We start from the raw sequence: 12,098 nt of genomic DNA, 5'->3' as shown, positions 1-12,098 counted from the left end.
ATGGTGATGGTCGGGATGTAGGTATAACGGTCTGAACGAGATTCATGCTTGTCACTCCCGAACACGCTGGGTACATGACTCATCAGCTCTTCATGGGTCAGAGGCCGGTCACGGCGTATCTGGTTTATACGACCAAAGCGGCTGGCTAATCGCATAGCTAACTCCTTATCTGATAATGAATTAAAAACAAAAAGGCCATGTTCCCGAAGGAGCATGGCCTGTTGCTATCTGGTGTTGGTATGTTGTGGGGTGGAGAGGTCTGAAATGTAAGTAACTAATCGCTGTAGTGTGTGGTCCGGCATTCACTGAGGTCAGACAGCTCTTTTTGCGTATTCTTCAGCCCCGGACTGAAGGAGCCAACTTTATTATTGTTGACGTAAACATCGAAATTGGACGACTGACCCAGCGCGTCAATAAATGACACCCAGGCATTATCACCATTTCGCCAGCCGAGGGATGAAGGTAACGGATACTGGCTGCTATCCATGACTACCGTTATTTCTGTCCCGTCGTCATGAGAGCTTATTGATGTCCCATCAGGCAGGGTGAGATCAACACCGTGTTGCAGAATATTCTGCGCATCCGGATTGCCAGTACAGTTCAGATTAAACACCACCTTATCCGGGCTGGTAATGATATATTCGGTCACGCCCATCCCAAAACCACTCGTCCACATATTGGGAATAGCCTGTGCTGTTGATACAGAAGCCAGCATAGCTAATGTAACTATTACGTAAGGCAGTCGCATAATGTTGTCCTAAAATCATGTAATAAAGCTTTTGTTGTGCAAAACAATAAAGAAATGAATAAATAGTTGGGTTATTTTATTTGTTTGTAGCGAAACGCTTCTTTCCCGGCATAAATCCCGACGAGATCGTCATAACGAGGGTCCTTTTTATTCGGGCGGAACGTTACGTTCATATCGGGACTGCACATATCCTTCATGGTCAGATTGAATTCTTTACCTGGCGTAATGGTATACCCTGTTGCCACATCATCTTTACTGGGAGTGATCCACCCCCATATGCCACCCGGACAATCTCTGGAAGGTTTCGAGCGAACAACAATAAACCATCCCATTGAATCCACTTCCGTCGCTGTACACAGTTTTCTGACCTGTCGGTGGGCATCACACCAGAATATATTCCCACTCTTATTATTCACTGCCGCAGGCAGGAACCCGCTATAAGGACGTGCTGCGTGAGAATTACCTGCGATAAGCAGGGGGAACAACATGACTGGCAGTAAAGAAAATAATTTCAATTTTTTCATTAGATTAACCTTACATTCAATTATGGAGACTATCTCTAATCAGTGTGTCCGGATTGCCCCCGACTTTCTGATGGAGAAAATGAATTCAGCGACTGCTGAATAAAATGGAAATGAGGTAAGGCAGAGATAAAATGTTTATCTTCCGACAGCTGATAGAGAAGCTCACTGCGAATAAATGTTTCCCGGGATGGCCTTACCAGATGAATCTCATCCAGCCGGAAGACACGTAATTGCCTGTTATGTTCAGCGACCAGATACCAGTAACCATCCAGGGCGATTAGCCGGTAAGGTGCAACGGCCTCATGACGCTCCCCTTCAGTCAGAATGGTGATGCGCTGACATCCCGAAATAGCTCTGACCAGCCTGTAGAAGCAGAGTTTTCCTGCCGGGGGATGAGGTCTGTCCTGATGCCATACCAGACAGGGTCGATCATCACAGTCCAGCAGGCTGCTGACCAGTCGCCGGTCAAAGCCCGGGAAAACCCCGGCCAGCCCCGTGCGGTGAGCAAAGGTCAGAATATCTATTTCCTGCCGCGTACTGTGAATATCTGAGCGCAGACTGCACTGCCCCTGGTAATAATCCAGGTCGAGATACATCAGACGTTCCCGAAAGTCACGACGTAACGTGCGCTCTGACACCCCGAATTCAGTTGCCAGCTTGCGAATAAACAGAGTTTCACCGGACACCAGGCGGCTGATAATCAACGACAACCTGACGGCAAGCCGGTCATGTCGCCGCTCCTGAAGCGTCATGAAAGATTTCTCCTGAGAAGTTAACTCTATGAATTAATAATGATTACTTTAAAGGAAGGAGTGGACAGGGTATGGACAACATCGGAACTATTTTTTATGAGCAGTCCAGCCTTGTAGGCGCTCGTCTGACAGATAATGATGCTTCGCCTGATTTAATTGATGATAAAACGCAGTGGAAAGGACGTGTCCACAATCAACACATCATTAACAACCAGTTCATCATTCGCAGAGAAAATTGCGATATCAGAAGAATATCCAGTCCCAGACGGCCCGTGCGACCGACACCACCGCATCACGCACGGTACGAATCACCGTTTTCAATGGCGCAGGCAGCAATGACGATGACTCAGCCGTATCGAAAACACGGCCCACAGCGTCACCGAAACTGTCACGGGCCTGCGACTTTACCGGCTCTGTGCAGAGTCTCCCGTGCAGTTGTGTCACCACCGGGCTGGTGGCGCGGTCAGGCAGACAGCGCATCATGGTTGCCACCATATCCTCAATGCCCCATCCAGTGCTGGCGGACACCGCACAGACCGGATGATGCGGTTTAAACATCGCCATAATCGCAGCCTGCTTCGCTTTAAGATTTCCCTGTTGGTGTGTTGAAGGTTTGCTGGTGAGGGTATCCCATTCATAACAGGGTTCGATTTTGTCGGCCTGGTTAATCACAAACAGTACCTCTTGCCTGTAAGGTTGCATCACACCGAGCCAGAACTGCTCGTCCACGGTCAGTGCCCGATCATCGGCCTTAATGACCCACAGCACCAGGTCCAGCTCCGGCAGCATTTGACGGTACAGGGCCCGGTACTCATGATCCCGTCGCCCGTTTTCACCTACACCCGGTAAATCGACAATCACCAGACTGTGACGACCGCTGCGCAACCGGAAGCGCAGTACGTCGCGAGTACAGGCGTTCACGTCACTCACCGGGGACACCTCGCCCCGGAAGAGTTCGTTGCAGAGAGAGGATTTACCAGCACCACTTTTGCCCATGATGCCAATCACCGGCTCGTAATGGGTCAGGTTCTGGATACGTTCAAGAATAAGCTGGCGAAGCGTGCGCGGAAGCGACGCAAGCGGTTGTTCAAAGGCCTGAAGGCCATCAGGTTTATTCATACAGTAGTCTCAGCGTGAAAAATAAAAAAACCGCTTTCCAGTCAGGAAGGCAGGGATTCACTGAGATAATATCTGTCCGAAATTATTTGGAATGTACTTTACTATTCTTACTATCATATAACCTAAGGATAGCACTCTCTATAATGGCGTTATTTGACATCGAGTCTTTCATAGACATATCTCTCAGCATATCATGAGCTTGCTGAGAGATATTTACACTCATTGTCACAAGTTTTTTCTCTTCTTTATTTTTATTCCTGTTTTTTTGAGTGGACCAGGCACTCTTAAACTTTCTAATGAACAACTCGACAGAATCCGGAGAATGCAGGTTGTTTTTTCTCCAGATAAAGTAACTTGCATAGCACCACGACATTATTTCCTCGGAAGAATTACCACAAATACGTTTCAGACCTATTGATGTATTCCCTCTTAAGTAATCTCTTAGCCAAGAACAGACATCGACCTTACTGGATCTAACACTTCTGAATAAATCATGTTGATCAAGTAACTCAGCCCACTCAATACTTTTATCCTTAATGAATTCAGCCGGTGTTGTAAAATACATAGGCCATTCATCCATACAATGACGTATCGCTTCAATTCTCACATTATGATCAGGTTGTAATGCTTCTGGAGATAGAAAATCAATATTGTACTTAGGAGTTTCTTCTTTTAATTTCTCATATAACTCACAAGACAACCATAAGCTTGCTCGTGGATCATTACGGTACCAATCCAGTTCATTTTCGGATGGAAAGCCGCTTGCATAGCTATTATCTACTTTAGCAAAGAAAGCATTTATTTCCTGCTCTGGAATATTCAGTGAAATAAGATAATTGAAAACCCGCACCTGATATGCCCGGTAATCTTTATCTACCCCACCAGAATAGAAATGATAACCATTCGCAATTAATTTATTTTCAAGATATTTAATCTTACTACTGTCATTCCCCACCAGCTTAACCATAACGGCACCTTCCTTGATATCACTAAGTGATTTACAGTGAATTAATGACTTTTATCATAAATCCATACTGTATATCAATAACATTCATGTATAAGAACCAAGGGAAAAATGACAGTTATGTGATGTAGTTTACATAGGCAAATGAGAATGATGATCACATTTCTCTCTTCAGCGCTAAATAGAAATTATTACTACTCTAGTTAATACACACTCTTCTTACATTTTTTGATTAATAGTGGCAACCGCTTCCAATATAGACAGCAACTAGTTGCTATACAATTTTCCATCTAAAAAATGGCACTACCAGAAATCACACTTCATTATCTTATTTATTTGAAAAAGACCTGCACGGATATCAAAGTAGGAACAGAGGTAATCATAACTCTCTTTTTTTACGTATCTCCACCTGTATATGTCCCGGAGCAGTCGTCGTTATCAAACTTCACTAATCCGGCTTCCCTTTCTTAACCGGAGATACAAATCATGACTACCCGCCCCTCACTGACCGAAGACCAGTTCGTTGACATGGCATTTATCACCAGTCTGCTGCAAATGACAGATAAGTGGATTTATAAGCTCATTAAGGATGGAGTCTTTCCCAAACCCATCAAGCTGGGCCGAAGCTCCCGATGGTTAAAAAGCGAAGTCGAAAACTGGCTACAGGAAAGAATCGACCAGTCCCGTAAATAACCTCCTACCAGACTAAACCCTCAGCAGAATAATAACTATCCGGTTACTCCGGAGGTTTTCTGCAGTCTGTCATTTAAGCCTTAAGGAATTTGAACTATGAAAGATTACAAGCCTCGTTACGAAGAACTTTATAGATATTATCAGGTCTGGTTGACTGATTTTACGAAGCTGACGGTCAGATCGGGGATGTGTCACCAGAATATCTACCACCATCATACCCTGACGGTTGGCAGCCTTAAGTTTCCGGGAGAGGAAGAGGTTATTGCTATTGTCCCCCAGTGCCTGCACCGGATTATTTATGGTAGAGCAGCAGCCCCACTGACTGTTAATGAAGACCTGAGCGTCAGTTTATTTACCCAGGAGCATCTGCTGGCTCACCATCCCATGCTGGAGGGGATTTTGCTGTCTGAGTGCGTGCGTTTAAAACAACGCCCTCTGGCAAATAAGCTCATCAGTTTGTTCCGCCAGTTCAGCGGCAGTGAGCTGCGTCTGAAGCTGGTCTGGCTGTGTTGGTACGATTTGATGCTGGGGAATTGCCTTGATGACTGGACCGATAACCTCAGGTTCAAAAAAGACAAAGAGATGGATATCTGGATCAATGACCGGCAGGCTGAAAACCCTGCGCTGACCAGTATGATGGACGAGTATGTCTGCTTTGCATGGCGGACGACAGCTGAACCACTGAGTTAGGCTTCATCCATAGTCCTGCAAGGGATTTGAGGGTTATTGGGGAGTGAAAATTAATTTAGGTTAATTAATATAATTAATAGGTACTCCCTTTTTACAACCATCCCTCAATCCATGCAGCTCCCCCCAGCCATGACCCTTCCTGAAGGCCTGGTGTATTCCACTGGCTGGCCCTTGCCAGCACTAAAGAAATTTATCCTATGCAAAACAAACAACGATGGGAGCAAGACTGGTTCCTGGGATCCCTCCTGAACAATCATATCGACGAAATGGTTGACCGCTACTCCTGCCTGCGGGCACTACGCATCGATCTGTTCTATCAGAATCATACCGCTAAGTTTTTCCTGCAGGATCACCGGCAGCTCGAATGGGATATCCGAAAACTGATGAACCGTATGATGCAACCCGAAGCGGTAGCCGGTTTCTTCTGGGTTATCGAATGGACAGAAGACCACCACTACCATGCCCATGTCGTGTTCTGGCTGGATGGTAGTAAAACACAGAATACCTATCCCTGGGCGCAGCAGGTCGGTTTGTACTGGAGCGATATAACTGACCGGGAAGGCTGGTATCACCGGTGTGAGTTTAAAGAGCATTACCATGCCAATATCAATATTCCGGTACGTTACGACGATCCGGACAGTATCACCAACATCCGACAGGTACTGGCGTATATGACCAAAATTCAGCAGAAGCATGGGCTGTTACTGTTTGGTTGCAATGAGGTCCCCGAACGACCTTCGAGTGGACGGCCACGTAAGAATGTCTCTAAGTAAAGCAATTTTTTACGCCAGCATCTCATTGTGTGAGAACAACACTACTCCCACCCTCATAACACCTTTAAACCATTCAACAGCACGGTGTCTGTCAGTCCTGCTGGGACGGTTTACGCCTGCAAATTGTCTGGCATGAGGCAATACTATGTTCGCCAAATCCTTCGCACCCTCGATGGCAACGGTCAACTGAATACAACATTGCACATAACGTCTTTGCAAGGGTGCCAACATGCACATGCTGAAGTTTTTACCTCGTCAATACCGGCAACAGACATTTTATCACCTCTAACGAATCCGCAACCGGCGAACCGTTGATTATGCTGGAGGGGTGTACTCTCAGTAATTCTATAAATCTGGAGTATGTCTCCGGCTTTTTAGCATGGGGAACAGAGGGCGATCGCTTAAATGGTGTGCTGGTGTATTTAATGTAAAAGAATAAAATATCTGTATAAAATCATGCCACTGGCAATCTGCATCAACTCTCCGGGTAAACAGGGTTAAGATGAGCATTTCCCCGGTTTAATACAGGTATACAAAAGTGGATAGAGATCAAACAAACAGCAGCCTGTTCAATGATGATCCCGTACTTCATGCAACATGGCTGTACTATCAGGAAGGCAAAAGCCAGACTGAAGTTGCAGCTATCATGGGGGTGTCCCGCGTCACGGTTGTCAAATACCTGCAAACAGCCCGGGAAAATGGACTGGTTCATATCAACCTGGATGTGAATGTCTTTGGCTCTATCGACGCTGCTTTGCAAATTCGCGATAAATTCAATCTCCAGAGAGTGATCATCGTGCCTGATGGCGAACATGCCGGAAAACGTGATGATACAAAGCTGATGCGTACTCGTCTTTCACGTGCCGGTGGCATGTATCTGAATCAGGTAATTGAGAATGGTGATGTGCTGGGAGTTGCCTGGGGAAGAACAATTCATCAGATGAGCAAAACCATGACGCCGAAGTCATGTAAAAATGTCACCGTTATTCAGATGCTCGGTTCCATGCCCTCTCAACCAGACCTGACGATTATTGAATCCTCATCGCAAATCGCCTACAAGCTTTCAGGCCGTGTCGCCTCGCTGCACGTTCCCGCAGTGGTATCAAGCGCAAGACTGGCCATGGAGTTACAGGCAGAGCCTATTATTCGATCGAATTTTGACGTTCTGACTCGCTGTACGAAAGCCTTTTTTGTCGTGGGTAACGCGCTTGATGAAAATCCCCTGATTCGGGTGGGCGTGCTGAATAAGAAGGAAATGCAGACGTATCGGGATTTAGGCGCAGTAGGTGTCATTTGTGGCCGCTTCTATGACAAGGAAGGGATGCCCGTCGTGGCTGATGTTGACCAGCGTATTCTGGGAATCAGTCTGGCTCAGTTAAGGCAGATTGAACGGAAGATCTTCCTTGCAGGTGGGGAAAGAGGCTATGACGCAACGTTGGGTGCCCTGCTGGGAGGATATGTCACGGACCTGATTGTTGATGAAGGAACGGCAGAGTTTTTGCTGGCGTGTGAATTACCACACTAAAAGAATGAACAACTGCCCCATGTGGATATGGGGCAGGATTTTATTGATTAGCGGCGATAATAAGAACAATACCCACAATGTATGAAATAAACATGGTCAGCAGCAGTTTATTGGTTCCGGCTGGCGCACTGGCAAATTCTCTCCAGATGAAGACCCCCCAGATCACGGCAATCATCGTGGCACCCTGTCCCAGACCGTAGGAAATGGCATAACCCGCCTGACCAGACGCAATCAGACTGAATGCCAGACCGACACACCAAATCATACCGCCCAGCCAGCCGCACACATGATCCCGTAAACTCCCGGAAAAATACATTTTCCCGTTGACCGGTTCTCCTGAAATAGGCTTTTTCATGACCAGCGTGTTAAGGACAAAGTTCGACAAAAACAGCCCCACGGCAAACAGAACAAGTGCGGAGTATGGCGTCATCAGACCGCTGGCAGGCTGGCTGAAATTGTCAGACATGGAGTCCGCCAGGAAGCGGAAAAACCATCCCATGATGATACCCGCCAGAATGGCAGTGATGAGTCCTTTGTTACGGCGAGATTTATCCGCCTCCTGAGTGACACGACCATAGGCTATCGCGGTAAAAATAATGGCGATCACAACGCAGGCGACACCGAGGAACAGAATGAGCGGATCGCCCTGCGGATTGCCGATATAGGTGGTGATCACACCCAGAGCCAGTGCCAGCCCCACGCCCACCGGAAAAGCTACCGCCATACCGGCAAGATTAATAGAAGCGACCAGAAGAATATTGGAAATATTGAAGATAATCCCTGCCAGTATTGCCGACATCAGACTACTGCTGCTCGCCTGCTGAATATCAGGTATAAAGCTGCGACCGGCTTCGCCCATAGAACCCAGCGTGAAGGCAAATAACAAAGAACACAGCAATAATCCAATTGAATAATCCCAATAGAATAAAGGGAACTCCCATTTTTTATTGCTGACAAGTTTGGTTGTATTCGCCCATGAACCCCAGCAAATCATGGTAATAAAACACATTATTATGGCGACAGCATACGATTCCACGATAAACATAAATAACTCCTTGTGGTAGTTATAATCAATCGTTGTGGACAGAGGGGATTGCAGCCATTCCGCGAATGGCTGCTATATGTTATTAATTAAAATAAAGCTGTAATTATGCTTTCAAACCATACGTTTTGAATTTTTCAAGAACAATGGTCATTTCGGCTTCAGACAGAACGGGAACATCGTGATGTAATCCGCCACATTTGATGTATAAATCAGCCAGCGTCTCGGTTTCACCCGCCAGCCACAACGTCCTTTCCAGCGTGACGTCCATGGCCAGCATACCGTGGTGCTGCATCAGCAAGGACTTACTTTCTCTGATCCCTTTAGATACACCGTCGGCCAGTTCAGGGCTGCCAAAGGTATAATAGGGAATACAGGGAATATGATCCGTCCCCGATACCGCCACCATATAATGAATGGCCGGAATTGAATGATTATGTATTGCCACCGCCGTAGAATTCACCGCATGCGTATGTATGACAGCATTCAATTCTGGTCTGGCTTTATAACACGCCAGATGAAATAACCATTCACTTGATGGTATTTTACCCGCTTCAGGTATTCCCTTATCGTCTACAAAGACAATCATGTCCGGCGTCATCTTTGAATAAGCGATCCCACTCGGCGTAATCAACATGCCACCGGTATACCTGGCACTCACATTACCTGATGTTCCTTGATTAAGACCTGACGCATTCATTTCCCGACAAGTGGAAATGATATTTTCTGCTAACTTAATCCTTTCCATTCCTGCTCCTTAACAGCAGTGGTCGTCGTTTTAATGCTGCTCATCCTGGAGTGCTTTACTCTTCAGGTCAGCAAACATATCCGCCAGCGCTGACTTACTGGCAGCACAGACTCCGCGCTCAGTAATGAGGCCGGTAATGTATCGGGCAGGCGTGACGTCGAAAGCGTAGTTCCCACAACAGGTTCCTTCAGGGGCGGTATTGACCCAGCTCAATTCTCCCTGAGGGTTTATCCCATAGACATGGGACTGCTCTTTTCCGTCACGTTGCTCAATCGGAATGCTTTTTCCGTCCTCGATAGTCCAGTCAATAGTGGGAGAAGGTAACGCGACGTAGAAGGGAACATGGTTATCATGGGCCGCCAGCGCCTTAAGATAGGTACCAATTTTATTACAGACATCCCCTCTGGCCGTGGTTCGATCGGTCCCAACAATGCAGAGATCAACGTCACCGTGTTGCATCAGGTGGCCACCCGCGTTGTCGGCGATCAGGGTGTGAGGAATACCGTGTGAGCCCAGTTCAAATGCCGTGAGTCCGCCCTGATTACGTGGCCGCGTTTCGTCCACCCAGACGTGAACAGGGATTCCGTTTTCATGCGCTTTGTAGATGGGAGAAAGCGCTGTTCCCCAGTCTACAGTCGCCAGCCAGCCTGCGTTACAATGTGTCAGGATATTGACCACACTCCCGGCCGGTTTTTTCTGGGCTATTTCGCTGATGACTTCTGCACCATGTAATCCAATTTGTTCACACAACGCGACATCTTCCTCGGCAATTTCTGCCGCCAGCGCCCAAGCCACATCCTTGCGCTCTGATACACAGAGATCCTTCAGTGTGGCTATCATCCTGTCGAGAGCCCATTTGAGGTTAATTGCCGTTGGTCGGGTTTTGATAAGAAGGTCATAGTAACGCTGCAGACCCATGTCACTGGCATCGTGATTCATTCCCAGCGCGATACCATAGGCTGCAACGACACCAATAAGCGGAGCGCCACGAACCCACATCTCCTGAATAGCCGTAGCGGCCATTTCCGCAGAGGTAAGCGCCACCACCTCGAACTTAAAAGGCAACTTAGTCTGATCGATGATTTCTACCGCTTTTCCATCCCCGGAAACCCAGACCGTACGGTAGTGTTTACCTTTAATATTCATAATGACCTCTTACTTAACCTTCGCAGACTGGATGACGGAATCCATATTTTTAAACTGGCGGGCATTGACGATAAGATCGCGCGCCATGGTCAATGCACGTCGTTCACATTCTGCGCGAAGCTCTGTATTTTCAATCTGTTTCAGCTCGGCAACGCCAGCAAAACCAATGATCCGGCGATTCATTTCCATGCCGGCATTCACCAGGGAATCTTCAAGCAGCGTGGCAAAAAACTGATCCTGTGCGTCCTCAAGAGCGGCCCTGTTCTGTTGATACATTTCTGTCGGCCACGCGTCGCCCTGTGTTTTGTTGTCCCAGAGTTGACGGAACTCCCGGGTGAAAACGGACCAGGTTTGGACAATCTGCTGAAGCAGCCATTCCTGATAGTCAGCGCGACGTTGCTCATTCGCATCCCACCCAGGGCGTGAGAAGAACGCCAGCAGGAGGTTGCCAATATAGTTGCCGATATCAAACGCCATTGGCCCCATGAAACCGAACTCCGGATCAATCACTTTGGTATCCGTGTCGGTCACCATGATTGAGCCTGAATGAAGGTCGCCATGTAACAATGCCTGCGCTTCTGTCATAAATTTGTACTTATAACGCATGGCAACCTGGATCATCTCTACATCAGCCCAGGCCTTATGGACGGCATCGTCCAGCTCAGGAGAAGTCCAGTTATTCCGTTCAGCGTTGTAATAGGGCTCTGTGAAGATCAGATCTTCCGTAATTTTGCACAGCTCATGATTCAACGCGAACTCGGCAGTAAGCGCTTTTTTCTGTTCTGCTGACATGCCAATGTCAGACGTATTGAAGAGAGTTTGTGCTAAAAATCTGCCGATATCTTCAGCTAGCTTAGGGAATTTTTTACCGTTAATCAGTTCCTTACGCAGAATTACGTGAGGAGTCAGATACTCCATGGCAAACAGCGCCATTTCCGGGTCGTAAAAATAGACCTGCGGAATCAGTGTGTGACCCGCGTACTTGGCTTCCTGACATAAGACGTTGTACTCAAAGCCCGCACGGCTCAGAGATAAAGGCCATCCTTCGCCCCCTGCGCGAAGCCAGGGCAGAGCTTGTTTTACAATGATGGTTTTATGTGTCCCCTCAACGATAAACACCATGTTCAGGTTTCCGTCCCCCACTTCTGAAACTTTCCACTCTTCAGGTAACCCTCCCGGTTCGCATGAAGGGGTCAGTCTGGACGAGAGATAACCCGGCAGCGTGTCACATGTCAGCGGCTTGTAACCTGATGGAATTGAATCCGTCATAACAGTTCTCCTTGTCTACACAGAATGATAATCAACTTGTCATGTGACAACTATACATTATCAAATGTAAAAGCATTTGTGACGTGTGTAGATTTTTTGAACTGG

13 protein-coding genes and 1 pseudogene are annotated in these 12,098 nt (G+C 47.2%); 4 read left to right on the top strand and 10 right to left on the bottom strand.

Features of this window, described 5'->3' with window-relative positions; genetic code table 11:
• From OGY10_RS06695 to OGY10_RS06670, 6 genes and pseudogenes are all read right to left on the bottom strand, one after another.
• Positions 1-155 (bottom strand): annotated as a pseudogene (locus tag OGY10_RS06695) (DUF932 domain-containing protein); the annotation flags it as partial.
• A gap of 119 nt (positions 156-274) precedes the next feature.
• A complete protein-coding gene (locus OGY10_RS06690; RefSeq protein WP_096002207.1) occupies positions 275-748 on the bottom strand; it encodes a YfjT/YkfB family phage-associated protein in 474 nt (157 codons plus the stop codon).
• 71 nt (positions 749-819) lie between these two features.
• Positions 820-1,272: a hypothetical protein gene (locus OGY10_RS06685; RefSeq protein ID WP_072420579.1), complete on the bottom strand. Its 453-nt coding sequence runs from the start codon at positions 1,270-1,272 to the stop codon at positions 820-822.
• 35 nt (positions 1,273-1,307) lie between these two features.
• On the bottom strand, positions 1,308-2,024 hold the full coding sequence (locus OGY10_RS06680) for a helix-turn-helix transcriptional regulator (protein WP_072420580.1): 717 nt from the start codon (positions 2,022-2,024) through the stop codon (positions 1,308-1,310).
• 243 nt (positions 2,025-2,267) lie between these two features.
• Positions 2,268-3,143 (bottom strand): GTPase family protein, encoded by an 876-nt coding sequence (locus OGY10_RS06675; protein WP_286576507.1) that lies wholly within the window; start codon positions 3,141-3,143, stop codon positions 2,268-2,270.
• Positions 3,144-3,225: 82 nt separating this feature from the next.
• Positions 3,226-4,110, bottom strand: coding sequence for a hypothetical protein (locus OGY10_RS06670; protein WP_286576506.1), 885 nt, complete (start codon positions 4,108-4,110; stop codon positions 3,226-3,228).
• Between the two features lie 483 nt (positions 4,111-4,593).
• Here OGY10_RS06670 and OGY10_RS06665 point away from each other — a divergent pair, with 483 nt between their 5' ends.
• From OGY10_RS06665 to OGY10_RS06650, 4 genes are all read left to right on the top strand, one after another.
• Positions 4,594-4,800, top strand: a complete 207-nt coding sequence (locus OGY10_RS06665; RefSeq protein WP_000213332.1) for a helix-turn-helix transcriptional regulator — start codon at positions 4,594-4,596, stop codon at positions 4,798-4,800.
• Between the two features lie 96 nt (positions 4,801-4,896).
• The gene (locus OGY10_RS06660; protein ID WP_033805134.1) at positions 4,897-5,490 is read left to right on the top strand and encodes a hypothetical protein; all 594 of its coding nucleotides are present in this window, start codon (positions 4,897-4,899) and stop codon (positions 5,488-5,490) included.
• Positions 5,491-5,687: 197 nt separating this feature from the next.
• Positions 5,688-6,263 carry a YagK/YfjJ domain-containing protein gene (locus OGY10_RS06655; protein ID WP_286576504.1) on the top strand — a complete coding sequence of 192 codons (576 nt, stop codon included), beginning with the start codon at positions 5,688-5,690 and terminating at the stop codon, positions 6,261-6,263.
• Positions 6,264-6,801: 538 nt separating this feature from the next.
• Complete coding sequence (locus OGY10_RS06650; protein ID WP_000373366.1) at positions 6,802-7,788, top strand: sugar-binding transcriptional regulator; 987 nt, start codon at positions 6,802-6,804, stop codon at positions 7,786-7,788.
• 40 nt (positions 7,789-7,828) lie between these two features.
• Here the strand turns inward: OGY10_RS06650 and OGY10_RS06645 are convergent, their stop codons facing one another.
• From OGY10_RS06645 to mtnK, 4 genes are all read right to left on the bottom strand, one after another.
• On the bottom strand, positions 7,829-8,833 hold the full coding sequence (locus tag OGY10_RS06645; protein WP_000471144.1) for a GRP family sugar transporter: 1,005 nt from the start codon (positions 8,831-8,833) through the stop codon (positions 7,829-7,831).
• A gap of 103 nt (positions 8,834-8,936) precedes the next feature.
• A complete protein-coding gene (locus OGY10_RS06640; RefSeq protein WP_052900952.1) occupies positions 8,937-9,578 on the bottom strand; it encodes an L-fuculose-phosphate aldolase in 642 nt (213 codons plus the stop codon).
• 30 nt (positions 9,579-9,608) lie between these two features.
• Positions 9,609-10,724 (bottom strand): S-methyl-5-thioribose-1-phosphate isomerase, encoded by a 1,116-nt coding sequence (gene mtnA, locus OGY10_RS06635; RefSeq protein WP_052900955.1) that lies wholly within the window; start codon positions 10,722-10,724, stop codon positions 9,609-9,611.
• 9 nt (positions 10,725-10,733) lie between these two features.
• The gene (gene mtnK, locus OGY10_RS06630) at positions 10,734-11,993 is read right to left on the bottom strand and encodes an S-methyl-5-thioribose kinase (RefSeq protein WP_065811021.1); all 1,260 of its coding nucleotides are present in this window, start codon (positions 11,991-11,993) and stop codon (positions 10,734-10,736) included.
• Between the last annotated feature and the right edge of the window lie 105 nt (positions 11,994-12,098).

Origin of the sequence: Citrobacter sp. Cpo148, assembly GCF_030332375.1 — a bacterium.
GTDB lineage: Bacteria > Pseudomonadota > Gammaproteobacteria > Enterobacterales > Enterobacteriaceae > Citrobacter > Citrobacter portucalensis.
This window is presented reverse-complemented; position numbering and strand designations above follow the sequence as displayed.

Excerpts from the sequence above, each read along its gene's own strand:
- OGY10_RS06690 (WP_096002207.1), bottom strand. The coding sequence starts at position 748 with ATGCGACTGCCTTACGTAATAGTTACATTAGCTATGCTGGCTTCTGTA.
- OGY10_RS06685 (WP_072420579.1), bottom strand. The coding sequence starts at position 1,272 with ATGAAAAAATTGAAATTATTTTCTTTACTGCCAGTCATGTTGTTCCCC.
- OGY10_RS06680 (WP_072420580.1), bottom strand. The coding sequence starts at position 2,024 with ATGACGCTTCAGGAGCGGCGACATGACCGGCTTGCCGTCAGGTTGTCG.
- OGY10_RS06675 (WP_286576507.1), bottom strand. The coding sequence starts at position 3,143 with ATGAATAAACCTGATGGCCTTCAGGCCTTTGAACAACCGCTTGCGTCG.
- OGY10_RS06670 (WP_286576506.1), bottom strand. The coding sequence starts at position 4,110 with ATGGTTAAGCTGGTGGGGAATGACAGTAGTAAGATTAAATATCTTGAA.
- OGY10_RS06665 (WP_000213332.1), top strand. The coding sequence starts at position 4,594 with ATGACTACCCGCCCCTCACTGACCGAAGACCAGTTCGTTGACATGGCA.
- OGY10_RS06660 (WP_033805134.1), top strand. The coding sequence starts at position 4,897 with ATGAAAGATTACAAGCCTCGTTACGAAGAACTTTATAGATATTATCAG.
- OGY10_RS06655 (WP_286576504.1), top strand. The coding sequence starts at position 5,688 with ATGCAAAACAAACAACGATGGGAGCAAGACTGGTTCCTGGGATCCCTC.
- OGY10_RS06645 (WP_000471144.1), bottom strand. The coding sequence starts at position 8,833 with ATGTTTATCGTGGAATCGTATGCTGTCGCCATAATAATGTGTTTTATT.
- OGY10_RS06640 (WP_052900952.1), bottom strand. The coding sequence starts at position 9,578 with ATGGAAAGGATTAAGTTAGCAGAAAATATCATTTCCACTTGTCGGGAA.
- mtnA (WP_052900955.1), bottom strand. The coding sequence starts at position 10,724 with ATGAATATTAAAGGTAAACACTACCGTACGGTCTGGGTTTCCGGGGAT.
- mtnK (WP_065811021.1), bottom strand. The coding sequence starts at position 11,993 with ATGACGGATTCAATTCCATCAGGTTACAAGCCGCTGACATGTGACACG.